This window comes from Segeticoccus rhizosphaerae (genome assembly GCF_005222685.1).
In the GTDB taxonomy this organism is placed as follows: Bacteria; Actinomycetota; Actinomycetes; order Actinomycetales; family Dermatophilaceae; genus Segeticoccus; species Segeticoccus rhizosphaerae.
The window spans coordinates 18,540-42,562 of sequence record NZ_SWMA01000018.1; the positions used below are offsets into that span (position 1 = coordinate 18,540).

The following is a 24,023-nucleotide window of genomic DNA, read 5'->3' on the forward strand; positions in this document are numbered from 1 at the left end:
GGATCGACGTGGGCAGTGTCCGCGTCGGTCTGGCGACCTGCGACCCCGACGGCATGCTGGCATCGCCGGTGGCCACCCTGCCGCGGGACATGGAGGGACGGACCGACCAGCGCGAGATCGAGCGCTACGTCCGTGCGCACGAGGTGGTCGAGGTCGTGGTGGGACTGCCCCTGTCGCTGTCCGGCGCCGAGGGTCCGGCCGCCGCCGGGGCGCGCGACTACGCGCTCGCGCTGCACCACCTGCTTCGCGACACACCGATCCGGTTGGTGGACGAACGGCTCACGACCGTCGATGCTCATCGTCAGATGAGAGGAAGTGGTGTGGCCGGACGTCGCCAGCGCGCCCGCGTCGACCAGGCCGCGGCGGTCCTGATCCTGCAGGCCGCGCTTGACTCCGAGCGCGCCACGGGTCAACCTGCAGGGGTGCTCGTGGGGGGCCGCAAACCTCGAGCCAGACGTGCTCGGGCAGACAACGAAGGTCAGCGCTGATGACAGACCCGCGACTCGAGGACTCCATCTTCGGTGGCGAGAGCCAGCCCGGTGAGGGGCCAGCCGACGGCACCGACGACCCGGGTCACGCGGTGGCTGACGATCGCGACGACGGCTTCCGTCCCGACGCCGAGGCGGCGCCGGTGGAGGACGACCCCGAATCGGTGACCGGTGGAGCGCCGCGCCGCCGTCGGCGCTGGATCGCGATCCTGGTGGCCCTCGCCCTCGTGGTCGCCGGCGGTGTGGTGGCGGTGCAGGCCATCCGTCCGATCGTCGACTCGATCACCCACCGCGCGCCGGATGACTACGCCGGTGAGGGCACCGGGCAGGTCTCCATCGTGATCAAGCCCGGTGAGAGCGGCAGCCAGATCGCCAACACGCTGCAGCGCGCCGGCGTGATCAAGAGCGTCGACTCCTTCAACGACGAGGCCGCGGCGGAGCCGGAGTTCGCCTCCATCGCGCCGGGCACCTACCAACTCAAGAAGCACATGAGCGCCAAGTCGGCCCTGACCCTGCTGCTCGACCCGTCCAGCAGGGCGGTGACGAAGGTGACGCTGCCCGAAGGGATGTGGAAGAGCGAGATCTTCGCCAAGCTGTCGAAGCAGACGGGGGTGCCGCTCTCGGACTACAAGAAGGTCACTCCCGTGAGCGCCGGGCTACCCAAGCAGGCGAAGGGCAACTTCGAGGGCTACCTCTTCCCCGCGACCTACTCCTTCTCGCCGGGCACCCCGGCCACCCAGCAGGTCCGGACGATGGTCACCAAGGCGGTCAGCGAGCTGAAGGAGCTCGACATCCAGCCGGCCGACTACCAGCGAACGCTGACCATCGCGAGCATCGTGGAGGGGGAGGCGAAGGCCAAGACCGACCGCCCGAAGGTGGCCAGGGTGATCCTCAACCGGGTGCAGGCGGGCATGAAGCTGCAGATGGACTCCACGGTGCACTACATCGCCCAGCGTCGAGGCGCTGCGGGGACCTCCGACAAGGAGCGCAACAGCAAGAGCCGCTACAACACCTATCGCTACAAGGGGCTGCCGCCCGGGCCGATCAACAACCCGGGTGCCGCGTCCATCGAGGCGGCCGCGCACCCGGCCAAGGGCAAGTGGCTCTACTTCGTGGCCGTGAACCCGGTGACGGGGGAGACGCGGTTCGCCGAGACCTACGCCGAGCAGCAACACAACGAGGAGCTGTTCCACCAGTGGTGTCGGGCGCACAAGAGTCAGTGCTGAGCGGAGACGACAGCGCGAGGACACGAGCGCAGCGAGGCAGCCGGCACGAGCGCCGAGGAACGCGACCAGCTGCGTGGAACCGGGCGGCGGTTCTCGGTTCGCCGATCGCGCACTCCCTCTCGCCGGCGCTGCACGCGGCCGCCTACCGCTCGCTCGGGCTGGACGGCTGGTCCTACGGCGCCCACGACGTGGCCGCTGCAGCCCTGCCGAGCTTCGTCGAGGCGTTGGACGGCTCCTGGGTCGGCCTCTCACTCACCATGCCGCTCAAGGAGGTGGCCCTGGACGTCGCCGACGAGGTGTCGGAGCTGGTGCGCGACCTGGGTGTGGCGAACACCCTCGTGCGCCGTCCGGAACGGGGGTGGCGCGCCGACAACACCGACGTGTATGGCGTGACCCGCGCCCTGCAGGACGCCGGCTGGTCGAGCGCGGCGGCGCCGAACGTGCCGGCGGTGGTCATCGGGTCGGGCGCCACCGCGCGATCGGTGCTGGCCGCCCTGGCGGGCCTCGGCGTCGCCGACGTGGTGCTCGTGGTCCGCGAAAGGGCTCGGCCGCCGGCGCTCGCCCTGGCGGAGCAGCTCGGCGTGAGCGTGCAGGTCCGGCGCGAGGACGAGGCGCACGGCATCGTGGCGGCCGCGCCCCTCGTGGTCAACACCGCTCCGCCAGGTGGAGCGGACGCGCTGGCCGCCCGGCTCGGTGACGCGCCTTCCTCCGCCGGCCAGGTGCTGCTGGACGTCGTCTACGACGGCTGGCCGACACCGCTTGCCGCGGCGTTCGACAGCAGGGGCGCGAGCGTGGCCGGTGGCCTCGACCTGCTCGTGCACCAGGCCGCACGCCAGGTCCTGCTCATGACCGGGTTGGAGCCGCCCGTCGAGGCGATGCGCTCGGCCGGTGTCGCCGCGCTGGCAGGACGGTAGCCGTGGCACCCCTGAGCATCCCCCTCGCCGAGGGCTGGGCCGAACCCGTCGGCTGGCTGGTGGCCCTGTGCGGCGTGCTCGGGATCGGGGTCGGCCTGGCGCTGAGCCGCTGGGTGGAGGCCCGCTCCTACCGGCTGGAGGACGAGCAGGAGGCGCCGCGGCGGGCGGTGGGCTGGTGGTTCGTGCCGGCGCTGGGAGTCCTGTGGGCGCTGCTCGCGTGGCGCATCGGTGACGTCGGTCACGGGCTGTTGCTCCCGGCATACCTGTATCTCGCGGCGGTCGGGATCACCCTGGTCGCCATCGACCTGGACGTGCACCGGCTGCCCGACCCGATCGTGCTGCCTTCCTTCCCGATCCTGCTCGTCCTGCTGGTCCTGGGTTCGTGGGGGACCGGCGAGTGGGGCGCCTTGGTGCGGGCCGTCATCGCCGCAGTGGTCCTGCTCGTCGGCTACTTCCTGCTCGCCCTCTTCTCCCCCGGTGGCAGCAGTCTCGGGCTCGGCGACGTCAAGCTCGCGGGACTGATGGGACTCGTGCTCGGCTGGCTGGGCTGGTGGCCGGTGCTGATCGGCATCTACGCGGGCTTCATCCTCGGCGGCGTCCTCGCGGTGGTCCTGCTGGTCACCCGGCGCCGTGGCCTCAAGAGCTTCATCGCCTACGGGCCACCGATCATCGTGGGTGCGTTCGTGGGGGTGCTGCTGCCGGTCCAGCTGGTGACCGGGGCGCTGACCGGCTGACCCGCCGTGGCAGGATCCAGAGCATGCTGCGTTGGTTGACCGCCGGTGAGTCGCACGGGCCCGCCCTGGTCGCGGTGATGGAGGGGCTGCCGGCGGGGGTCGAGGTCACGACCGGGCAGGTCGCCTCCGCGCTCGCGCGTCGGCGGCTCGGGTTCGGCCGGGGCGCGCGGATGAAGTTCGAGCAGGACGAGGTCGAGTTCTTGGGTGGTGTGCGGCACGGGAGCACCATCGGCTCGCCCGTCGCGATCCGGATCGGCAACACCGAGTGGCCCAAGTGGCAGGCGGTGATGAGTCCCGACCCGGTCGCAGCCGAGGCGCTCGCGGGGTCGAACGACGTGGGCGCGCCTCAGGAGCTGGCGCGCAACCGGCCCCTGACGCGGCCGCGTCCCGGCCACGCGGACCTCGTGGGGATGCAGAAGTACGGGTTCGATGAGGCCCGGCCGGTGCTCGAGCGCGCGTCGGCGCGAGAGACCGCGGCGCGGGTGGCGCTCGGCTCGGTGGCTGCGGCGTTCCTGGCCCAGGCCTACGGGATCCGCTTGGTGTCGCACACGGTCGCCATCGGTGCCGCTGGAGTCGGTGCGGACGCCCCGCTGCCGACCCCGGACGACGTCGAGGCGCTGGACGCCGACCCGGTGCGCACGTTGGACGCGGCCGGGTCGGCGGCGATGGTGGGTGAGGTGGAGGCCGCTCGCGGAGACGGCGACACGCTGGGTGGCGTGGTGGAGGTGCTGGCCTACGGACTGCCGCCCGGCCTCGGCTCACACGTGCACTGGGACCGCCGGCTGGACGCCCGACTCGCCGGTGCGCTCATGGGCATCCAGGCGATCAAGGGCGTCGAGGTGGGCGACGGCTTCCGCACGGCGGCAAGGCGGGGCTCGGCTGCCCACGACGAGATCGAACGCGACGCGGACGGCGTCATCCACCGGAGGACCGGTCGGGCCGGCGGCACCGAGGGCGGGATGTCGACCGGTGAGGTGCTCCGGGTGCGGGCCGCGATGAAGCCGATCAGCACGGTGCCACGCGCACTGGACACCGTGGACGTGGCCGATGGGGGCGTCGCCAAGGCGATCCACCAGCGGTCCGACGTGTGCGCCGTGCCGGCGGCGGGAGTGGTCGCCGAGGCGATGGTGGCGCTCGTGCTCGCCGAGTGCGCGGTCGAGAAGTTCGGCGGCGACAGCGTGCCCGAGACGGCCCGCAACCTGCGCGGCTACCTCGACGCGATCCCGGAGACGATGCGCTCGTGGTGACCGACGACAGCGGCCCCCGGCCGGTGGCCGTCCTGATCGGCCCGCCCGGGTCCGGCAAGTCCACTGTCGGCGCCGTCCTCGCGGCCCGCCTCGGCTGCCGGCTGCGCGACACCGACCAGCAGGTGGAGGCGAGGACCGGGCGCACCATCTCGGACATCTTCGTGGTCGACGGCGAACCGGCCTTCCGTCAGCTCGAACGGGTCGAGGTCATTGCCGCGCTTTCCGAGCACGACGGCGTGGTGGCGCTCGGCGGTGGGGCGGTGATGGACGAGCAGATCGCCGTGGCGCTGGCCGGCCACACGGTCGTCTTCCTCGACGTGGGTATCGCCGACGCTGCCGCCCGCGTCGGGTTCAACCGGTCGCGGCCGTTGATGGCGATCAACCCACGCGGGCAGTGGGTCAAGCTGATGGAGCGGCGGCGCGGGACCTATGAACGGCTCGCGACGCTGACGGTCGACACTGCCGGCCGGACGCCGGAGGACGTGGTGGACGAGATCGTGGGACGACTGGGAGATGGCGCGTGAGTGATCCGACCCGCATCCGCGTGGGCGACGACTACGACGTGGTGATCGGGCACGGCCTGCTCGGTGAGCTGCCGTCGATGATCGGTGAGGGCGTCGAGCGCGTCCTCGTCGTGCACCCCCGGGCGCTGCGTGCCACGGGTGAGGCGGTGCGGGACGACCTTGCCGAACGCGGCTACTCCGCCTTCGTGGCGGAGGTGCCGGACGCCGAGGCCGCCAAGTCGGCCGAGGTCGCGGCGTTCCTGTGGGGTGTGCTCGGGCAGGCCGGCTTCACGCGGTCGGATGCCGTCGTCGGGCTCGGCGGGGGAGCCACCACCGACCTGGCCGGCTTCGTCGCCGCCACCTGGCTGCGGGGGGTCCGCGTGGTGCAGGTGCCGACGACCTTGCTCGGCATGGTCGACGCGGCGGTGGGCGGCAAGACCGGTCTCAATACCGCGGAGGGCAAGAACCTCGTCGGGGCGTTCCACCCCCCGGCCGGGGTGCTGTGTGACCTCGCGTCGTTGGAGACCCTGCCTGCCAACGACCTCGTGGCGGGGTTGGCGGAGGTGGTCAAGTGCGGCTTCATCGACGACGAGCGGATCCTGACTTTGGTCGAGGCCGATCCGGAGGCGGCGAAGGTCGACGGTCCGGTGCTGCGCGAGCTGGTCGAGCGGGCGGTGGCCGTCAAGGCCCGCGTCGTGGCCGCCGACCTCAAGGAGTCCTCGCTGCGCGAGATCCTCAACTACGGGCACACGTTCGGCCACGCCGTCGAGCTGGCCGAGCGCTACAACTGGCGGCACGGGGCGGCCGTGAGCGTGGGCATGGTGTATGCCGCTGAGCTCGCCCGTCTGGCCGGCAAGCTCGACGACGAGACGGTCGACCGGCACCGACAGATCCTGTCCGCTCTCGGCCTGCCGGTCGCCTACCGGGGCGACCGGTGGCCGCAGCTGCTCGACGCGATGAAGCGGGACAAGAAGGCCCGCGGCTCGTTGTTGCGATTCGTGGTGCTGGCCGGCGTCGGCCGTCCCGTGCGGCTCGAGGGCCCCGACCCGGCCCTCGTGCAGGCCGCCTACGCCGCGGTCTCCAGTGACACCTCTCCGGGTGGCGCGATCTCCCTCGGTTGAGGGTTTGCCCGGGACGCGTTTTCGCAACTCGCGCTGGCACTACCGGGGTGAGCGGCCGTCATACCGGCGTGCCGCACGGTGTGGCGCCGGGCAGTGCCAGCGTGACGTGCGATTCGTGGTGGCTCCGACGTGAAGCCGCGCTGGCAAACCTGACGTTCGTGGCGGCATACCGGCATGATTCGGCGGGTTTACCAGCGCGGCTTGACCGTCCCGCTGGCCAGCGGGACGTGACTGCGCCTCTGCCGAGCGCGACGTGACTGCGCCTCTGGCGAGCGCGAGTTGGCCGACGCGCGGCCCAGCGTCGGACCGTCGAGTTGGTCAACCGGTGGCGGAGGCCGACTGCCTCGCGCTGCCGCCCTCGGGGGCCACCTCGGAGAGCAGCGCGTAGAGCGCGTCGCGGTCGGCGTCGGACGGCACGCCCCAGCCGGGCTGGTAGCCGTAGACCTCGCGGACCGGCTCGCTGGACCGGGTCCGGTCCAGGATCTCGATGTCGTCGCCGGTGACCAGACCCGGGTGGTAGACGCCGCAGGCCTCGGACACCTTGACGAGGTCGCGGCGGAGGGTGCGGATGTAGTTGGCCAACCGGACCGACTTCAGGCTGGGGTCGAGCCCGCGCGTCAGCCACGGGTCCTGCGTGGCGACTCCGGTCGGGCAGCGGTCGGTGTGGCAGCGCTGGGACTGGATGCAGCCCACCGACAGCATGGCCTCGCGTGCCACGTTGACCATGTCGCAGCCCAGCGCGAACGCGACCATCGCGTTGTCGGGCAGCCCGAGCTTGCCGGACCCGATGAACGTGATGTCGTCGGTGAGGCCGGCCTCGGCGAACAGCGAGTAGACGCGGGCGAACCCGAGCCGGAAGGGCAGCGCGACCGAGTCGCTGAAGGTCAGTGGCGCCGCGCCGGTGCCGCCCTCGCCGCCGTCGACGGTGATGAAGTCGACGCCGCGGTCGGTCGTGGCCATCTGGCGGACGAGGTCCTCCCAGAACGTCGAGGCGCCGACGGCCGACTTGATGCCCACCGGGAGGCCGGTCTCGGTGGCGAGCAGCTCCACCCAGTCGAGCATGCTGTCGACGTCGTGGAACTCGGCGTGGCGGGAGGGGCTGACGCACGTGACGCCGACAGGCACACCGCGGGCCTCCGCGATCGCCTCGGTCACCTTGACGCCGGGCAGCACACCACCGAGACCGGGCTTGGCGCCCTGGCTGATCTTGACCTCGATCGCCTTGACCGGCGCGCTCGCGACGAGATCCTTGAGCCGCGCGAGGTCGAAGCGGCCCTCCTCGTCCCGGCAGCCGAAGTAGGCGGTGCCGATCTGGAAGATCAGGTTGCCTCCCTTGCGGTGGTAGCGAGACAGCCCTCCCTCGCCGGTGTTCTGCATCGCGTCGCAGATCGCCACCCCGCGGTTGATCGCCTCGACCGCCTGGGCGGACAGTGAGCCATAGCTCATGGCAGAGACGTTGACCACCGAGTCCGGCCGGAAGGCCTTGGCCCGCCCGCGGGCTGCCCCCATCACCTTCGCCGAGGGCAGCCAGACCTCCTCGCCGGCGTGGATCCCGGACGGCGGGACCACCGACGAGAACGTCCGCTGCTTGATGATCGGGTAGCCGGACAGGTTCTCCATGTCGTTGTCGGTGCCGAACCCGAAGTAGTTGTTCTCCAGCTTGCTCGAGGCATAGACCCAGCGGCGCTGATCTCGGCTGAACGGTCGCTCCTGGTCGTTGGAGGTGACGATGTACTGGCGCAGCTCCGGCCCGATCGCCTCCAGCAGGTAGCGGAAGTGGCCGACCACCGGGAAGTTGCGCAGCAGCGCATGTCGTTTCTGGGCCAGGTCATAGGCCGCGAGGCTCGCGGTGGCCAGGACGGGCAGGGCGCTGATGCTGGCTCGACTCCACTTCATGCACCGCAGTCTGCCCACCCCAGCGCCCGAGTGCACGCCATCCGGTCCTGGCAGGTTCGGCCGCCCTAGACTCCACGTATGACGCCCCATCGCGTTTTCGTGCTCAGCGGCCCGAACCTCGGGCGCCTCGGCACCAGGGAGCCCGAGGTCTACGGCTCGGCCACCCTCGAGGACGTGGCGGCCTCCACGCAGAGCCAGGCCGAGGAGCTCGGTCTCTCCCTCGAGTTCCGCCAGACCGACGACGAGGCCGAGCTGATCGGCTGGATCCACGAGGCGGTGGACGAGAGGGCCGACGTCATCCTCAACCCGGCCGCCTTCACCCACTACTCGTATGCCCTGCGCGACGCGTGCGCGCTCGTCACCAGCGCGGGGGCGAGGCTGGTCGAGGTGCACCTGTCGAACCCGGCGGCGCGGGAGGAGTTCCGCCACACCTCAGTGGTCGGCGGGGTCGCCACCGGCACCATTGCGGGGTTCGGCGCCGACTCCTACCTCTTGGCCATGCAGGCGCTCGCCCTCAGCGGCCGCCCGGCGACGCCTTGACGGGGCGAGCAGCCGGGGACCTGTGGCCCGGGCCCCTCCCGGTGCACCTCATGGCGGTGCGGGCGGTGGAGGCCGCTGCTGTCGCCGCCTCCCGGTTGGCCGAGTTGCGAGGGGCACCACTGCGTTTCGAGGTGGACCCGGTCCTCACGGCCGCATCGTTCGACTCCATCGGCCACCTGCGTGTCGACGGCCGTGCGCCTGAGCCCTTCGCGCCGCTGTCGGGCTACTTCCAGACGTCGGACGGGTGGGTCCGGTTGCACGGCAACTATCCCCATCACCGCGCTGCCCTGGCCGACGTCCTCGGCACCGACGACCGCGACGCGGTGGCCGACCGGTTGCGGGAGCGGTCGGCGCAGGAGGTCGAGCAGAGCGTCCGTGCCGCCGGCGGTATCGCCGCCGCCCTGCGCACTCTGGAGCAGTGGCGCGCGCACCCGCAGGGTGAGGCCGTCGCCGGTGTGCCTCTGGTCGAGGTCGACGAGGCCGAGGGTGCGGTGCCGCTTTCTCCCGCGGATGGTCTGCCGATGTCCGGCCTCCGGGTGCTCGACCTGACTCGGGTGATCGCCGGGCCGACCGCCACCAGGCTGCTCGGGGCGTTGGGCGCCGACGTGCTCCGACTCGACCCACCGGCGCTCCCGGAGCTGCTCGACCAGCACCTCGACACCGGGTTCGCCAAGCGCACCGGCACCGCCGACCTCGCCGATGCCGCCGTGTCAGCGCGGGTGGACGAGCTGCTGCACGAGGCGGATGTGCTGGTGACGGGTTACCGCCCCGGGGCCCTGGCCAGGTTCGGGCTGGATGCGCGGGCCGTGGGGGAGCGGCACCCGCACCTCGTCCGGGTCGAGTTCTGCGCGTGGGGGTTCGACGGGCCGTGGGCCGACCAGCGGGGGTTCGACAGCGTCGTGCAGTCGGCGGTGGGCATCGGGCACGCCTATGGCGCCGAGGTCGACGGTGTCTGGCGACCCGGGGCGCTGCCCGCCCAGGCGCTCGACCATGCCACCGGCTACCTGGTCGCCGCGGAGGTCATGAACCTGCTGGCCCGCCGGCACGAGACCGGGCCGGGGGCCGCCCGCCTCTCGCTGGCGCGGACCGCGCACTGGCTCACCACCCTTCGCGCCGCAGAACTGCCGAGCCAACCGGACGGCTCGGGCGAGCCGGTGCGCCTGACCAGCCACTCGCCATACGGGCTGCTCACGTATGTGCCCCTGCCGTTGCGCGTCCACGGTGAGCCACTCGACTACCCCTCCCCGCCGGGCCGCTACGGAGAGGCCGAGCTGACCTGGCTGACGGTGCCCGCGCCCACGGATTCCGGATCCGGGGTCCCGCCCCGGTAGAATGCTGGCGATCCCCCGTTGGCCTCCGGGGCACCGTCGTGCGCACACCGCGCGAGGTGCGGCTCCGGCAGACGAAAGTGACGCAGCTCTTGGCTTCGACGAACGACCTCAAGAACGGCATGGTCCTCAACCTCGACAACCAGCTCTGGTCGGTCGTGGAGTTCCAGCACGTCAAGCCCGGCAAGGGCCCCGCCTTCGTGCGCACCAAGCTCAAGGCGGTCATGTCCGGCAAGACCGTCGACAAGACCTTCAACGCCGGCACCAAGGTCGAGACCGCCAACGTCGACAAGCGCGACATGCAGTACCTCTACAAGGACGGCGACGACTACGTCTTCATGGACGGCAAGACCTACGAGCAGATCACGGTCCAGGGCTCGGTCGTCGGTGACGTCGCGAACTTCATGCTCGAGAACCAGACCGCCATCGTCGCCACGCACGACGGCAACCCGCTGTATGTCGAGCTGCCCGCCTCCGTGGTGCTCGAGATCACCTACACCGAGCCGGGACTGCAGGGCGACCGGTCCACCGGCGGCACCAAGCCGGCGACCCTCGAGACCGGTGCCCAGATCTCCGTGCCGCTGTTCCTCGAGCAGGGCACCAAGGTCAAGGTCGACACCCGAGACGGTTCCTACCTCGGTCGCGTCAACGAGTGAGTGCTCGATCCAAGGCGCGCAAACGCGCGCTGGACATCCTTTTCGAGGCCGAGCAGCGCGGGCTCAATGTCGAGACGCTGCTCGCTGACCGGCTCGCGAAGCCAGCGGCGGAGACGCCGCTGCCGGAGTACACCGTGGAGCTGGTCCAGGGGGTCGTGCACCGATGGACCCAGATCAACGAGCTGCTGACGACCTACAGCCAGGGCTGGACGATCGACCGGATGCCCGCGGTCGACCGGGCCATCCTGCGCCTCGGCTCGTTCGAGGTGCTCTGGAGCGACGGCGTCCCGGACGCCGTGGCGATCGCGGAGGCGGTCGAGCTCGCCACGGCTCTGTCCACGGACGACTCGCCGGCATTCGTCAACGGGCTGCTTGCTCGGCTTGCCGAGGTCAAACCGACCCTCGTCTGACCCGCAGGCTTCCTCAGCCTGCGGGGGCTGCGGTGGCGGCGACCTCCCGAGTGATGGCCTCACGTGTCGGGATCGGTTCGATGCCGAACGTCTCCTGGGCCGCGCTCGAGTCGAGGATGAACGGACGGCGGAACTGGTGCTGTGTCTCGCGCAGCTCGCGCACGGACCGGTTGAACAGGCCGGCGGCCCAGACTGCCGCGTAGGGGAGCGGTCGCACCTTCGGCTCGACGTGCATCACCTCCGCAGCCATGGTGGTGAGCTCGCGCATGGTCCGGGGCTCGGCGGTCGGGACGTGCCACGCCCGGCCCCACGCCCGTGGATCCTGCGCGCCGGTCACGAGCAACCTCGCGACGTCCTCCACGTCGGTCCAGCTGTGGGCGGCATCGAGCGCACCGGGGATCCAGGCCGTGCGCCCCTTGGCCCAGGCCGGCAGCACCACCAGGGACAGCAGCGAGGACGCCTTGGCCCCGATGTAGTCACTGCCGCGGACCTCGAACACGCGCACCCTTCCCGCCTGGTGCGCAGCCAGGGCATCCCGCCACATCTGGATGCGGACCCTGCCCTTGGTCCCCGTCGCGGCAAGCGGGTGGCTCTCGGTCATCGGGGCGTCAACCTCGCCGTAGACGTAGAGGTTCGACGTGGTGGCGAGCACGGCGCCTGCGGATTCAGCGGCCGCCAGCAGCGAAGCGGCGATCGGCGGCCAAGCGGTGGTCCACTGGTCGTAGGGAGGGTTGACGCAGTTGTAGATCGCCGCGGCGCCCTCCGTGAGCTCGGCGATGCGGGAGGTGTCTGCTGCATCCGCAGCAACCTTTTCGGTGCCGTCGACCCCGGTCCCGCTCCGCGTGATGACGCGGACGTGGTGGCCCCGGTCGAGCAGCAGCCTGCTGGTGGCGCTCCCGACCGGCCCGGATCCGACGACGATGTGCAGACTCATGGTGACCATCTCTCTCTAATGTGAGCACTGCTCTCTGACGTGACGATCATGACCCCCTGTTTGAGGCAGTGTCAAGAGCGTTGCTCTCGTTCCGTGACAAGCGCTCTCTGACTCTGACAGGATGAAGCCATGGCAGAGACGAAGCGGACAGGGCTGCGGGCCCGAGTGCGGGCGGAGATGATCGAGGAGATCAAGCAGATCGCCCTGCGGCAGTTGGAGGTCACGGGAGCAGATCTGTCCCTGCGTGCCGTCTCTCGCGAGCTCGGGATGGTCTCGTCAGCGATCTACCGCTACTTCCCGAGCCGTGATGACCTGTTGACGGCGCTGATCATCGACGGCTACAACGCCATGGGCGCGGCCGCCGAGACAGCCGAGGCCGCCGTGCCCCGGTCCGACCTGCGTGGGCGCTTCGTCGCCGTAGGGCGGTCGTTGCGGGCGTGGGCGGTGGCACACCCGGCGGAGTACGCGCTGCTGTATGGCAGCCGCGTCCCCGGCTACCAGGCGCCCGCCGACACGGTGGGTCCGGCGGCGCGAGCGGTCGTCGTGCTGGGTGATCTCCTGCGCGAAGCCGCGGCGCGCGGCCGCTTCGAGGACGAGCCGTCGGTCCGCCTGCCGAAGCTGGTGCGTGCCGACCTCGAGGCCGCCACGCGGGGATCAGTGTTCGAGGGGGTGCCGGTACCGGTCGTCGATCGTGCGGTGGCTGCCTGGTTGCAGCTGTACGGCGCCATCAGCTTCGAGCTGTTCGGCCACCTCGTCGGCACGATCGACCATCCCGAGGAATGGTTCGAATACCGGCTGCGCACCCTGGCGGCCGAGGTCGGCCTGTAGGCGGTGCCGCCGCTTCCGCCGACTCGTCGGCCTGGGACACGCATCCGAACTGCCGCGCTGACGCTCCGTCATCCCCAGGCACGAGCCGGTGGTGGAGGGCCGCGAGGGTCACGGTAGGATCACGCTGACCGACATCCTTTAACGACCTGTCCCGTGAGGCAGGGAAGGAGGTCTCGACGCCGTGACGCGTCCCGACTTTGTGGAACCCACACCACCTGCAGACCTCGACCCCACCGCAAGGGTCGTACTCAACCCGGGTGACGTCTCCCGCGCCCTGCGCCGCATCGCCCACGAGATCCTCGAGGGCAACAGGGGCGCCCAGGACCTCGTGGTCCTCGGTATCCCGACCCGTGGCGTCCCGCTCGCCCGCCGCCTCGTGCAGGTGATGGCCGAGGTGGAGGGCCGCGAGATCCCTGTCGGATCCCTCGACGTGACGATGTACCGCGACGACCTGCGGCGCCAACCGGTGCGCGCCATGGAGCACACCGACGTCCCCGCCGGTGGCATCGACGGCAAGACCGTGGTGCTGGTCGACGACGTGCTCTTCTCCGGCCGCACCGTGCGGGCGGCGATGGACGCCCTGGGCGACCTGGGCCGCCCCCGCGCCGTCCGGCTCGCGGTGCTGGTCGACCGGGGCCACCGCGACCTGCCGATCCGGGCCGACCACGTCGGCAAGAACCTGCCCACCTCTAGCAGCGAACGCGTGCAGGTCCTGCTGACCGAGCACGACGACCGCGACGAGGTCCGGATCTGCGGGGGAGACCGCTGATGCGCCATCTGCTGTCGATGCACGACCTCGACCGAGACGAGGTCCTGCAGCTCCTCGACACCGCCGCCTCGATGCACGACGTGCAGCGGCGCGAGGTCAAGAAGCTGCCGACCCTGCGCGGCCGCACCGTGGTCAACCTCTTCTTCGAGGACTCGACCCGCACGCGCTCCTCGTTCGAGATCGCCGGGAAGTGGCTGTCCGCGGACGTCATCAACATCTCCGCCAAGGGGTCTTCGGTCAGCAAGGGTGAGTCGCTGCGCGACACCGTGCTGACGGTGGCGGCGATGGGTGTCGACGGGTTGGTCATCCGGCACCAGGCGAGCGGCGCACCGTTGCAGGTGTCGAAGTGGATCGACGCGGTCGTCATCAACGCCGGCGACGGGATGCACGAGCACCCCACGCAGGCACTCCTGGACGCCTACACGATCCGCCACCGCCTCGGCGACCTCGAGGGGCGCCACATCGCCATCGTCGGAGACCTGACCCACTCGAGGGTGTTGCGCAGCAACCTGATCTGTCTGAAGACCCTCGGCGCCAGGGTCACGCTGGTGGCTCCTCCGACACTGATGCCGAGCGGCATCGACGGGTGGGCCGCGAAGGACGGGTTCGACACGTCATACGACCTCGACGCGGTGCTCCCGACGGTGGACGGCGCGATGATGCTGCGGGTGCAGCGGGAGCGGATGAGTGGCGGATTCTTCCCCACGGCAAGGGAATACACCGTCGGCTATGGACTGACCCGCGAACGGCTCGAGCTGCTGCCGGACCACGCGGTGATCGCCCACCCGGGCCCGATGAACCGCGGTCTCGAGATCGCCGCAGACGCAGCAGATTCCGCGCGATCGCTCATCCTCGACCAGGTGTCGGCAGGGGTGGCGGTGCGGATGGCGGTGCTCTACCACGCGTTGGCGGGGGAGCAGGGTGTCGGGGAGCGGGAGCTCGTGGAAGGAAAGTCGGTATGACGTTGCTCATCAAGGGCGCCGACCTCGCAGGTGCAGGCCGGCAGGACCTGCTCGTCGAGGACGGCCTGATCACCGAGGTGGGGTCGATCGGCTCAGCAGGCGGTGCCGAGGTCATCGACGCCGACGGCCTGGTGGCACTGCCGGGACTGGTCGACCTGCACACGCACCTGCGCGAGCCCGGCCGCGAGGACGCCGAGACGATCCGCAGCGGCTCGGAGGCGGCCGCGATGGGCGGCTACACCGCCGTGCTCGCGATGGCCAACACGACCCCGGTGACCGACACGGGTGAGGCCGCCGAACGGATCCTGGACCTGGGGGAGCGCGTCGGCCTGGTCGACGTGCAGCCGGTCGGCGCGGTGACCAAGGGGCTCGCGGGAGAGGAACTGGCGGAGCTAGGCCTGATGGCCCGGTCGAGGGCAAGGGTGCGCGTCTTCTCCGACGACGGCCGGTGCGTCCACGACGCGAGGGTCATGCGCCGGGCACTGGAATACGTCAGGGCCTTCGGCGGCGTGATCTCCCAGCACTCGCAGGACCCGCAGCTTGCGACCAGCGCCGCCTGCTGCCACGAGGGCGAGCTCTCCGGCCGGCTCGGTCTGCCCGGCTGGCCCGGGGTCGCGGAGGAGACGATCGTCGCCCGCGACATGATGCTGGCGCGCCACACCGGCTCGCGCGTCCACGTGGCCCACGTCTCGACGGCAGGCTCGGTCGAGGTGATCCGCTGGGCCAAGGACCGGGGCATCGCGGTGACCGCGGAGGTCACGCCACACCACCTGGCGTTGACGACCGACCTGCTCGCCGACTACGACCCCGTCTACAAGGTCAACCCGCCGCTGCGCCCGGTCGAGGACGTGCAGGTGCTGCGGGACGCACTCGCCGACGGAACCATCGACGCCGTCGCGACCGACCATGCCCCGCACGCGCGCCACGACAAGGAACATGCCTTCGCCGACGCAGCGTTCGGCATGCTGGGCCTCGAGACGGCGCTGTCGGTCGTGAGCGAGGTCATGGTCCGCAGCGGCCTGATGGACTGGGCCGCGGTCGCCGAGGCGATGGCGGTCCGTCCGGCCCGCATCGCCGGGCTCGAGGGCCACGGCCGGCCGCTCGCCGAGGGTGAGCCGGCCAACCTGACCCTCGTTGACCCGGAACAGAAGGTCACCGTCGACGCGGCCGCGTCCCGGTCGCTCTCGCGCAACAACCCCTGGCACGCAAGGACGTTCACCGGCGCGGTACACGCCACGATCCTGCGCGGCCGTCCCACCGTCCTGAAGGGAACCCTCGCGTGATCGCACCCCACGAAGTTCTCCGCTGCGCTCCGATACTTCGCGGGGGCCCCGCGTGACCCGCCTCGAGGCCGTCTTGCTGCTCCTGTTGATCCTGGCCGCCGTCTATGCGCTGATGTACTTCGGGTGGTGGCGGCGGACCCGTCGCCACCCCTCCGCCGCGGTCGCCACCGCGGGTGCCGAGCACGCCGGCGCCGGTGGGATCGCCTCCCGCGGCACCTACATCAGCACCACCACCGACCAGTCACGCTTCGACCGGGTGGCGACCGGCGGCCTGACCGGGCTCGGGGTGCGCTCCGCGGCGACCATGCTCGTCGACGACGAGGGCGTGTCCTACGAGCGGCAGGGAGCAGCCGACCTGCGGCTCGACCGCTCGCGGATCGAGACGGTCCGACGCGATCGTGGGATGGCTGGCAAGTTCATCGGACAGGACCGCATGGTGGTCGTGACGTGGCACGGCGACCCGAACGACCCGGTCGGGGATGACGGCGAGGAAGCGGTCGAGCGATTCGAGACCGGCTTCCTCCCGCGGCACGCCGCCGACGCCGAGGCCCTGATCGGGGCGGTCACCCGACTGTTGCCCCAGCACACCGCGACCACGGATGGAGACCAGTGACCACCACGCAGGAACAGGCCGCGGCCCTCCCGTCCTCGCTCGAGCGCGCCGTCCTGGTGCTCGAGGACGGCCGGACCTTCACAGGACAGGCCTATGGAGCCCGCGGAGAGACCGTCGGCGAGGCGGTCTTCAACACCGGCATGACCGGCTACCAGGAGACGCTGACCGACCCTAGCTACCACCGGCAGGTGGTCGTCATGACAGCGCCACACGTGGGCAACACCGGCGTCAACGACGAGGACGGCGAGTCGAGCCGCATCTGGGTCGCGGGCTACGTCGTGCGCGATCCCGCTGTGCGACCGTCCAACTGGCGGTCGCAGCGCACCCTCGAGGACGACCTCGCCACGTCGGGCGTGGTCGGCATCAGCGGCATCGACACCCGCGCGCTGACCCGCCACCTGCGCGAGCGCGGCGCCATGCGGGTGGGCATCTTCTCCGGCGACCATGCCGACACGCCCGTGGACGACCTGCTCGCCAGAGTGCGCGGCTCCGCGCCGATGACCGGGGCGGCGCTCGCCGATGAGGTCGCCACCACCGAGCCGTATGTCGTGCCGGCCGTCGGGCAGCGCCGGTTCACCGTCGCGGCCCTCGACCTGGGCATCAAGGCGATGACGCCGGCGCTGTTGGCCCGGCGCGGCATCGAGGTCCACGTGCTGCCGTCGACCGCCACCTTCGAGCAGGTGCGAGCCGTCGAGCCGGACGGCGTGTTCTTCTCCAACGGACCCGGCGACCCGGGCACCGCCGACCACCAGGTCGCGCTGCTGCGAGAGGTCCTCGACGCCCGGATCCCGTTCTTCGGCATCTGCTTCGGCAACCAGCTGCTCGGCCGGGCGCTGGGCTTCGGCACCTACAAGCTGAAGTACGGCCACCGCGGCATCAACCAGCCGGTGATGGATCGCGCTACCGGCAAGGTCGAGGTCACCGCGCACAACCACGGCTTCGCCGTCGACGCGCCCACCGACGGGGAGGTGGCCGCGCCCAGCGACGGCTCCGGTACGGCATACGGACGTGTCCGGGTGTCGCACGTCTGCCTCAATGACGACGTGGTGGAGGGGCTGGAGTGCCTTGACCTACCTGCCTACTCGGTGCAGTACCACCCTGAGGCCGCGGCCGGACCACACGACGCGAGCTACCTGTTCGACCGTTTCACACAGATGATGGAGGACAACCGCTGATGCCACGGCGCGACGACATCAAGAGCGTGCTGGTGATCGGCTCCGGACCGATCGTCATCGGGCAGGCCTGCGAGTTCGACTACTCGGGCACCCAGGCGTGCCGGGTCCTGCGTGACGAGGGCCTGCGGGTGATCCTGGTCAACTCCAACCCGGCCACGATCATGACCGACCCGGAGTTCGCCGACGCGACCTACATCGAGCCGATCACCCCTGAGGTGGTCGAGTCGATCATCGCCAAGGAGCGGCCCGACGCCGTGCTCGCCACCCTGGGCGGGCAGACCGCACTCAACACCGCGATCGCGTTGCACGAGAACGGCGTCCTGGAGAAGTACGGCTGTCCCCTGATCGGTGCCAACGTCGAGGCGATCCAGCTCGGCGAGGACCGCCAGGCCTTCAAGGGCGTCGTCGAGCGCTGCGGCGCCGAGTCGTGCCGCAGCATCATCGCCCACACCATGGACGAGGTGCTGGCGGCCGCCGAGGACCTCGGTTACCCGATGGTCGTGCGCCCCTCGTTCACCATGGGCGGGCTGGGCTCGGGGTTCGCCTATGACGAGGAGGGGCTGCGCCGAATCGCCGGCGCGGGCCTGCACGACAGTCCCACCACCGAGGTGCTCCTCGAGGAGTCCATCCTCGGCTGGAAGGAGTATGAGCTCGAGGTCATGCGCGACCACGCCGACAACGTCGTGGTCGTCTGCTCCATCGAGAACCTCGACCCGATGGGTGTGCACACCGGCGACTCGATCACCGTGGCGCCCGCCCTGACGCTGACCGACCGCGAGTACCAACGGATGCGCGACGTCGGCATCGCGATCATCCGGGAGGTCGGCGTCGACACCGGCGGGTGCAACATCCAGTTCGCCATCAACCCGCAGGACGGCCGGATGATCGTGATCGAGATGAACCCCCGGGTCTCTCGCTCGTCGGCCCTTGCCTCCAAGGCGACCGGCTTCCCGATCGCGAAGATCGCGGCCAAGATGGCGATCGGCTACACCCTCGACGAGGTCCCCAACGACATCACCCGGGAGACGCCCGCGAGCTTCGAGCCGGCGCTGGACTACGTGGTGGTCAAGGTGCCGCGGTTTGCGTTCGAGAAGTTCCCGGCGGCGGACCCGACCCTCACGACGACGATGAAGAGCGTCGGCGAGGCGATGGCCATCGGACGCAACTTCACCGAGGCCCTGCAGAAGGGACTGCGGTCCGCGGAGCGCACGGGATCCAGCTTCCACTGGCGTCAGGACGAGGCGCCGAGCTCCGAGCAGGCCCGCGCCCTGCTGGAGCAGGCGCGCACCCCCACGGATGGTCGAATCGTCTTGGTGCAGCAGGCTCTTCGCGGCGGATTGTCGGTCGCGGAGGTGCACGAGGCCACCGGCATCGACCCGTGGTTCCTCGACCAGATCGTCCTGATCAACCAGGTCGCGGAGACCATCGCGCAGGGTGACACCCCCGTGGGTGCCACCGGCGCCCCCCAGGAGGGCGGTCAGCTGACCCCGGCGCTGCTGCGCCTGGCCAAGCGGCACGGCTTCTCTGACGCCCAGCTGTCCGAGCTGACCCGGCTGCCCGAAGCGGTGGTGCGCGGAGTCCGCCACGCCCTCGGCGTCCGGCCGGTCTACAAGACCGTCGACACCTGCGCGGCCGAGTTCGCCGCCCAGACGCCCTACTACTACTCGTCCTACGACGAGGAGACCGAGGTGGAGCCGCGCGAGCGCCCTGCGGTGATCATCCTCGGCTCCGGGCCCAACCGGATCGGGCAGGGCGTCGAGTTCGACTACTCCTGCGTGCACGCCAGCTTCGCCCTGCGCGACGCCGGGTTCGACACCGTGATGGTCAACTGCAACCCCGAGACCGTCTCGACCGACTACGACACGTCGAGCCGTCTCTACTTCGAGCCGCTCACCCTGGAGGACGTCCTCGAGGTCGTGCACGCCGAGCGGGCTGCCGGACCGCTGGCCGGTGTCATCGTCCAGCTCGGCGGCCAGACCCCGCTCGGGCTCGCGGCCGCGCTCAAGGCCGAGGGGGTGCCGATCGTCGGCACCACTCCCGAAGCGATCGACCTCGCCGAGGACCGCGGTGCTTTCGGGCGGGTGCTGGCCGAGGCGGAGCTGCCGGCCCCGCGGCACGGCACGGCATACAGCGCCCAGGAGGCGATCGAGGTCGCGAAGGAGATCGGCTACCCGGTGCTCGTGCGGCCGTCCTACGTGCTCGGCGGCCGGGGGATGGAGATCGTGTATGACGATGAGACCCTCTCGGGCTACGTCACCCGGGCGACCCACGCGTCCCCCGAGCATCCCGTGCTCGTCGACCGCTTCCTCGACGACGCCATCGAGATCGACGTCGACGCGCTCTACGACGGGTCGCAGATGTATCTCGGCGGGATCATGGAGCACATCGAGGAGGCCGGTATCCACTCGGGCGACTCGGCCTGCGTCCTGCCGCCGGTGACCCTCGGACCCGAGGAACTGGGGCGCGTCCGCGAGGCCACGCTCAAGCTGGCGCAGGGGATCGGCGTGAGGGGCCTGATGAACGTGCAGTTCGCCCTCGCCCAGGACGTTCTCTACGTGCTCGAGGCCAATCCGCGGGCATCGCGGACCGTGCCGTTCGTCGCCAAGGCGACCGGTGTGCAGCTGGCCAAGGCCGCCGCGCGGGTCATGCTGGGCGCCAGCATCGCCCAGCTGCGCAAGGAGGGGCTGCTGCCGCCGACGGGCGACGGCGGCCTGATGCCGGCCGGGTCCGCAGTGGCGGTGAAGGAGGCGATCCTGCCGTTCAAGCGCTTCCGCACCGCCGACGGCCGGGTCGTCGACAGCATCCTCGGGCCGGAGATGCGCTCGACCGGTGAGGTCATGGGCATCGACGACAACTTCGGTGCGGCCTTCGCCAAGAGCCAGCTGTTCTCGGTGACCGGGCTGCCGCGGCGCGGCACGGTGTTCGTGTCGGTGGCCAACCGGGACAAGCGGGCCATGATCTTCCCGGTCAAACGGCTGGCCGACCTCGGCTTCGACCTCATCGCCACGGCAGGCACCGCGGAAGTCTTGCGGCGCAACGGCATCACTGCCGGGATCGTGCGCAAGCACAGCCAGGGCAGGGGCGCGGGTGGCGAGCCGACCATCGTCGACCGGATCACCGCCGGTGAGATCGCCATGGTGATCAACACCCCGTCGGGGCGGGACGCCAGGGCCGACGGCTACGCCATCCGGGCGGCCACGACGAGCATCGACAAGCCGATCATCACCACGGTGCAGCAGCTCGGCGCCGCGGTCCAGGGCATCGAGGCACTGAACGCCGGGCCACTGGCCGTGAAGTCGCTGCAGGAGCACGCGGTCGACCTGGACCTGTTCGGACGTCGGAAGGGACAGCAGTGACGGAGCCGGTCGCCGGTCGGATCCCGCAGGTGGCGGGCGAGCTCATCGCCACCCGCCGGGTCGGCGCCTACCAGCACATGACCTTCGTGGCGCCGGGGATCGCCGAGCTGGCCCGCCCCGGCCAGTTCGTCGCGTTCGCGGTCGGCGGCCAGACGTCGGCCAACCTGTTGCGCCGCTGCTTCTCGATCCACCGGGTCAGTCCGAGCGGCACCTACGGCGGCACCGTCGAGGTGGTGGTGGCCGCGAAGGGACCCGGCACGCAGTGGCTCGCTGCGCTGCGGCCGCACGACGGCGTCGACATCGTCGGGCCCCTCGGCCGCGCGTTTCCGCTGCCCAAGGAGCCCGTCCCGTGCGTGCTCGTCGGCGGAGGCTACGGCAGCGCGCCGCTGTTCTGGCTGGCGACGCAGCTGCGCGAGCGAGGCTGTCCCGTCGAGATGGTGCTCGGCGCGGCCAGCGAGGACCGGCTCTTCGGCGTGGTGGAGGCGCGGCGCTCCGCGGGGGCCGTCACCGTCACCACGGACGACGGATCGGTGGGCACCCGAGGCTGGGTCTCCGACGTGCTTCCCGAGGTGATCCGCCGCAGTGGCTCAGCCGTCGTCTACGGGTGCGGCCCGATGGGCATGCTCGAGTCGATCACCCGGGTCGCCGGGGCCGAGGGCGCCGTCGCCCAGGTCGCGGTCGAGGAGTCGATGGCCTGCGGCATCGGGGTGTGCATGACCTGCGTCATGCCGGTCACGGGCAACGACGGGGTGACCCGCATGGTCCGGTCCTGCGTCGAGGGGCCGATCTTCCGGGGTGACCGGATCCGTTGGGAATCCTTCGAGTCCGGCTGGGGCCGGGTGCCCGCCGACGCCGTGGGTGCACCGGCGAGAGGGGGCCACTGATGGCGACCGCCCCCACCACCTCGAGCACACGGCATACCTCGGCCCGAGGTGACCAGCACCGGCTGCCGGCGATCGACCTGTCCGTGCAGATCGGCGGGCGGACGCTGCCCAACCCGCTGATGACCGCCTCGGGCTGCGCCGCCAACGGCAAGGAGCTGCACCGGTTCTTCGACGTGTCGCAGCTGGGTGCCTTCGTCACCAAGTCCGTGATGGGCGGCCCACGGTCCGGCCGGGGGACCCCGCGGATGGCCGAGACCCCGAGCGGCATGCTCAACTCGATCGGATTGCAGGGGCCGGGAATCCACGCCTTCGTCAAGGACGACCTGCGCTGGCTGAAGTCGGTGGGTGCACGGGCGATGGTGTCCATCGCCGGGAGCTCGAGCGGTGAGTACGCCGAGGTCGCCGCGGTGCTCCGGGCCAGCGACGCGTTCGACGCCGTCGTGGGGGTCGAGGTCAACATCTCCTGCCCCAACGTGGCCAACCGCGGACTCGTCTTCGCTTGCGACCCGCTCGCCGCAGCCAAGGTCATCGCGTTGGTACGGGAGAAGCTGCCGCGTGACATCCCCGTCCTGGCCAAGCTGAGCCCCGACGTGACCGACATCGTCGAGGTCGCCCGATCCTGTGTGAAGGCGGGCGCCGATGGTCTCGTCATGATCAACACCCTGCTCGGCATGGTGATCGACACCGATCGCCTCCGGCCCCAGCTCGCGGGGGTCACCGGGGGCTTGTCCGGCCCCGGCATCCGTCCGGTCGCCGTCCGCGCGATCTGGCAGGTCCACGCCGCGATGCTGGAAGGTCGGCTGCCGACGGTGCCGATCGTCGGTGTCGGGGGAGTGCGCACCGGTGACGACGCGCTGCAGATGGTCGCCGCCGGCGCCAGCGCGGTGCAGGTCGGCACCGCCACCTTCAACGACCCGCGCGCACCACACCGGGTGCTCCACGAGCTGGCGCACGCCCTCGCGACGCGAGGCTTCCCCGGCATCCACGACGCGATCGGTATCGCCCACACCAGATTGGACCCGCAGCGATGACATCCGCGCAGCAGACCACCGAGACCGCCGGAACCACTGGGACCACCGAGGACACCAAGAGCCTGGCCCCGCAGGACTTCGGCAGCCGACTGCGCGCCGCCCTGGACGAGCAGGGGCCGCTCTGCGTCGGCATCGACCCGCACCCCCGGCTGCTGTCGCAGTGGGGACTGCCCGTGACGGTCAGCGGGCTCGATCAGTTCGCCCAGACCTGTGTGGAGGCCCTCGCCGGACGGGTCGCGGTGGTCAAGCCGCAGTCGGCGTTCTTCGAGCGGTTCGGGTCCGAGGGAGTCGCCGTGCTCGAGCGGACGCTCGCAGCGTTCCGTGGCTCCGGCACGCTCTCGCTGCTCGACGTCAAGCGCGGCGACATCGGTTCGACGATGGAGGCGTATGCCATCGCCTACCTGTCGGACGAGAGCCGCCTGCGGGCCGACGCCATCACGGTCAGCCCCTTCCTCGGCTACGGCTCCCTGCGGCCGGCCCTCGATCTCGCGCGGTCCACCGGTCGCGGGATCTTCGTCCTGGCCCTCACCTCCAACCCCGACGGCCCGTCGGTCCAGCACGCCGATCGCGCGGGCCGCAGCGTCTCCGGTGCGATCGTCGACGCGGTCACCCTGGAGAACGCGAACCACGAGGCCAACGCGAACCACGAGGCCAACCCGAAAGGTGCGAACAGCGCGGGCAGTCCTGGCACGTCGCGGCTCGGCAGCGTCGGCCTCGTGGTGGGCGCCACCATCGGGGACGCGGTGCAACGGCTCGGCATCGACCTCGCCGCGAGCCGAGCACCGTTGCTGGCGCCCGGATTCGGCGCACAGGGCGCGAGCGCCGAAGACCTGCGGACCGTCTTCGGCGCGGCCCTGCCCAACGTCATCGCGAGCAGCAGCCGGGCCGTCCTGGCCGCGGGCCCCGACGTGCGTGCGCTCAGCGAGGCGGCCCGTCGCGCCGCCGACGAGGTCAGCGTCCTGCTGACCGCCTGACGCCTGACCGCCCGACCCACCCACCCGCCATGCGTGAGGAATCTTCGCGAGGTCTGGTGCGCTCTGAGGGGCCGGAACCTCGCGAAGATTCCTCACGGGGCCGGGGCGTCAGGAGCTGTCGCTTTTGCCTCGGGGGCACGGATTGTGCCAC

General features: G+C 71.0%; 23 protein-coding genes. 21 read left to right on the forward strand and 2 right to left on the reverse strand.

Annotation, left to right across the window (positions count from 1 at the left end):
* The first annotated feature begins 53 nt into the window (after positions 1–53).
* Genes ruvX through aroB form a run of 7 tightly spaced genes read left to right on the forward strand, consistent with a single transcriptional unit; the run spans position 54 to position 6,233 of the window.
* Complete coding sequence (gene ruvX, locus FCN22_RS12900) at positions 54–488, forward strand: Holliday junction resolvase RuvX (RefSeq protein WP_238384718.1); 435 nt, start codon at positions 54–56, stop codon at positions 486–488.
* Entirely contained in the window at positions 488–1,714 is a 1,227-nt protein-coding gene (mltG, locus tag FCN22_RS12905) for an endolytic transglycosylase MltG (protein WP_137121966.1), read from the forward strand. The genes ruvX and mltG overlap by 1 nt, the downstream gene beginning before the upstream one ends.
* On the forward strand, positions 1,708–2,628 hold the full coding sequence (locus FCN22_RS12910; RefSeq protein ID WP_238384719.1) for a shikimate dehydrogenase: 921 nt from the start codon (positions 1,708–1,710) through the stop codon (positions 2,626–2,628). Before mltG ends, FCN22_RS12910 begins: the two co-directional genes overlap by 7 nt.
* A 2-nt stretch (positions 2,629–2,630) precedes the next feature.
* Positions 2,631–3,362, forward strand: a complete 732-nt coding sequence (locus tag FCN22_RS12915) for a prepilin peptidase (RefSeq protein ID WP_137121967.1) — start codon at positions 2,631–2,633, stop codon at positions 3,360–3,362.
* Between the two features lie 23 nt (positions 3,363–3,385).
* Positions 3,386–4,609 (forward strand): chorismate synthase, encoded by a 1,224-nt coding sequence (gene aroC / locus FCN22_RS12920; protein ID WP_137121968.1) that lies wholly within the window; start codon positions 3,386–3,388, stop codon positions 4,607–4,609.
* Positions 4,606–5,133: a shikimate kinase gene (locus tag FCN22_RS12925; protein WP_137122025.1), complete on the forward strand. Its 528-nt coding sequence runs from the start codon at positions 4,606–4,608 to the stop codon at positions 5,131–5,133. The genes aroC and FCN22_RS12925 overlap by 4 nt, the downstream gene beginning before the upstream one ends.
* On the forward strand, positions 5,130–6,233 hold the full coding sequence (gene aroB, locus FCN22_RS12930) for a 3-dehydroquinate synthase (protein WP_137121969.1): 1,104 nt from the start codon (positions 5,130–5,132) through the stop codon (positions 6,231–6,233). Before FCN22_RS12925 ends, aroB begins: the two co-directional genes overlap by 4 nt.
* A gap of 318 nt (positions 6,234–6,551) precedes the next feature.
* Here the strand turns inward: aroB and FCN22_RS12935 are convergent, their stop codons facing one another.
* Complete coding sequence (locus FCN22_RS12935; RefSeq protein ID WP_137121970.1) at positions 6,552–8,129, reverse strand: FMN-binding glutamate synthase family protein; 1,578 nt, start codon at positions 8,127–8,129, stop codon at positions 6,552–6,554.
* 78 nt (positions 8,130–8,207) lie between these two features.
* Between FCN22_RS12935 and aroQ the strand changes: the two genes are divergently transcribed.
* From aroQ to nusB, 4 genes are all read left to right on the forward strand, one after another.
* Positions 8,208–8,669 (forward strand): type II 3-dehydroquinate dehydratase, encoded by a 462-nt coding sequence (gene aroQ, locus FCN22_RS12940; RefSeq protein WP_137121971.1) that lies wholly within the window; start codon positions 8,208–8,210, stop codon positions 8,667–8,669.
* Between the two features lie 50 nt (positions 8,670–8,719).
* Complete coding sequence (locus tag FCN22_RS12945) at positions 8,720–10,000, forward strand: CoA transferase (protein WP_137121972.1); 1,281 nt, start codon at positions 8,720–8,722, stop codon at positions 9,998–10,000.
* An 89-nt stretch (positions 10,001–10,089) separates the two neighbouring features.
* Positions 10,090–10,653, forward strand: a complete 564-nt coding sequence (gene efp / locus FCN22_RS12950; protein WP_137121973.1) for an elongation factor P — start codon at positions 10,090–10,092, stop codon at positions 10,651–10,653.
* The gene (gene nusB, locus FCN22_RS12955) at positions 10,650–11,063 is read left to right on the forward strand and encodes a transcription antitermination factor NusB (protein ID WP_137121974.1); all 414 of its coding nucleotides are present in this window, start codon (positions 10,650–10,652) and stop codon (positions 11,061–11,063) included. The genes efp and nusB overlap by 4 nt, the downstream gene beginning before the upstream one ends.
* A 13-nt stretch (positions 11,064–11,076) precedes the next feature.
* On the opposite strand, the gene FCN22_RS12960 is transcribed toward nusB, so the two are convergent.
* The gene (locus tag FCN22_RS12960; protein ID WP_137121975.1) at positions 11,077–11,997 is read right to left on the reverse strand and encodes an NAD-dependent epimerase/dehydratase family protein; all 921 of its coding nucleotides are present in this window, start codon (positions 11,995–11,997) and stop codon (positions 11,077–11,079) included.
* A 129-nt stretch (positions 11,998–12,126) separates the two neighbouring features.
* Between FCN22_RS12960 and FCN22_RS12965 the strand changes: the two genes are divergently transcribed.
* From FCN22_RS12965 to pyrF, 10 genes are all read left to right on the forward strand, one after another.
* Positions 12,127–12,825 carry a TetR/AcrR family transcriptional regulator gene (locus FCN22_RS12965; protein WP_137121976.1) on the forward strand — a complete coding sequence of 233 codons (699 nt, stop codon included), beginning with the start codon at positions 12,127–12,129 and terminating at the stop codon, positions 12,823–12,825.
* Positions 12,826–13,006: 181 nt separating this feature from the next.
* Positions 13,007–13,594 (forward strand): bifunctional pyr operon transcriptional regulator/uracil phosphoribosyltransferase PyrR, encoded by a 588-nt coding sequence (gene pyrR / locus FCN22_RS12970; RefSeq protein WP_274381589.1) that lies wholly within the window; start codon positions 13,007–13,009, stop codon positions 13,592–13,594.
* Positions 13,594–14,556 carry an aspartate carbamoyltransferase catalytic subunit gene (locus tag FCN22_RS12975; protein ID WP_137121977.1) on the forward strand — a complete coding sequence of 321 codons (963 nt, stop codon included), beginning with the start codon at positions 13,594–13,596 and terminating at the stop codon, positions 14,554–14,556. The genes pyrR and FCN22_RS12975 overlap by 1 nt, the downstream gene beginning before the upstream one ends.
* Positions 14,553–15,839 (forward strand): dihydroorotase, encoded by a 1,287-nt coding sequence (locus FCN22_RS12980; protein ID WP_137121978.1) that lies wholly within the window; start codon positions 14,553–14,555, stop codon positions 15,837–15,839. The genes FCN22_RS12975 and FCN22_RS12980 overlap by 4 nt, the downstream gene beginning before the upstream one ends.
* Positions 15,840–15,891: 52 nt before the next feature.
* Positions 15,892–16,452, forward strand: a complete 561-nt coding sequence (locus FCN22_RS12985; protein WP_137121979.1) for a PH-like domain-containing protein — start codon at positions 15,892–15,894, stop codon at positions 16,450–16,452.
* The gene (gene carA / locus FCN22_RS12990) at positions 16,449–17,627 is read left to right on the forward strand and encodes a glutamine-hydrolyzing carbamoyl-phosphate synthase small subunit (RefSeq protein WP_137121980.1); all 1,179 of its coding nucleotides are present in this window, start codon (positions 16,449–16,451) and stop codon (positions 17,625–17,627) included. The genes FCN22_RS12985 and carA overlap by 4 nt, the downstream gene beginning before the upstream one ends.
* Positions 17,627–20,983 carry a carbamoyl-phosphate synthase large subunit gene (carB, locus tag FCN22_RS12995; RefSeq protein ID WP_137121981.1) on the forward strand — a complete coding sequence of 1,119 codons (3,357 nt, stop codon included), beginning with the start codon at positions 17,627–17,629 and terminating at the stop codon, positions 20,981–20,983. The genes carA and carB overlap by 1 nt, the downstream gene beginning before the upstream one ends.
* Before the next feature lie 77 nt (positions 20,984–21,060).
* Positions 21,061–21,867: a dihydroorotate dehydrogenase electron transfer subunit gene (locus FCN22_RS13000; RefSeq protein WP_137122027.1), complete on the forward strand. Its 807-nt coding sequence runs from the start codon at positions 21,061–21,063 to the stop codon at positions 21,865–21,867.
* Positions 21,867–22,898 carry a dihydroorotate dehydrogenase gene (locus tag FCN22_RS13005; RefSeq protein WP_137121982.1) on the forward strand — a complete coding sequence of 344 codons (1,032 nt, stop codon included), beginning with the start codon at positions 21,867–21,869 and terminating at the stop codon, positions 22,896–22,898. The genes FCN22_RS13000 and FCN22_RS13005 overlap by 1 nt, the downstream gene beginning before the upstream one ends.
* Positions 22,895–23,872 carry an orotidine-5'-phosphate decarboxylase gene (gene pyrF, locus FCN22_RS13010; protein ID WP_137121983.1) on the forward strand — a complete coding sequence of 326 codons (978 nt, stop codon included), beginning with the start codon at positions 22,895–22,897 and terminating at the stop codon, positions 23,870–23,872. Before FCN22_RS13005 ends, pyrF begins: the two co-directional genes overlap by 4 nt.
* Positions 23,873–24,023 lie beyond the last annotated feature (151 nt).

Bases quoted from the DNA above. Each gene is read 5' to 3' on its own strand.
- ruvX (WP_238384718.1), top strand. From the start codon at position 54: ATGCTGGCATCGCCGGTGGCCACCCTGCCGCGGGACATGGAGGGACGG.
- mltG (WP_137121966.1), top strand. From the start codon at position 488: ATGACAGACCCGCGACTCGAGGACTCCATCTTCGGTGGCGAGAGCCAG.
- aroC (WP_137121968.1), top strand. From the start codon at position 3,386: ATGCTGCGTTGGTTGACCGCCGGTGAGTCGCACGGGCCCGCCCTGGTC.
- FCN22_RS12935 (WP_137121970.1), bottom strand. From the start codon at position 8,129: ATGAAGTGGAGTCGAGCCAGCATCAGCGCCCTGCCCGTCCTGGCCACC.
- aroQ (WP_137121971.1), top strand. From the start codon at position 8,208: ATGACGCCCCATCGCGTTTTCGTGCTCAGCGGCCCGAACCTCGGGCGC.
- FCN22_RS12945 (WP_137121972.1), top strand. From the start codon at position 8,720: ATGGCGGTGCGGGCGGTGGAGGCCGCTGCTGTCGCCGCCTCCCGGTTG.
- FCN22_RS12960 (WP_137121975.1), bottom strand. From the start codon at position 11,997: ATGAGTCTGCACATCGTCGTCGGATCCGGGCCGGTCGGGAGCGCCACC.
- FCN22_RS12965 (WP_137121976.1), top strand. From the start codon at position 12,127: ATGGCAGAGACGAAGCGGACAGGGCTGCGGGCCCGAGTGCGGGCGGAG.
- FCN22_RS12975 (WP_137121977.1), top strand. From the start codon at position 13,594: ATGCGCCATCTGCTGTCGATGCACGACCTCGACCGAGACGAGGTCCTG.
- FCN22_RS12980 (WP_137121978.1), top strand. From the start codon at position 14,553: ATGACGTTGCTCATCAAGGGCGCCGACCTCGCAGGTGCAGGCCGGCAG.
- carB (WP_137121981.1), top strand. From the start codon at position 17,627: ATGCCACGGCGCGACGACATCAAGAGCGTGCTGGTGATCGGCTCCGGA.
- FCN22_RS13000 (WP_137122027.1), top strand. From the start codon at position 21,061: ATGACCTTCGTGGCGCCGGGGATCGCCGAGCTGGCCCGCCCCGGCCAG.
- FCN22_RS13005 (WP_137121982.1), top strand. From the start codon at position 21,867: ATGGCGACCGCCCCCACCACCTCGAGCACACGGCATACCTCGGCCCGA.
- pyrF (WP_137121983.1), top strand. From the start codon at position 22,895: ATGACATCCGCGCAGCAGACCACCGAGACCGCCGGAACCACTGGGACC.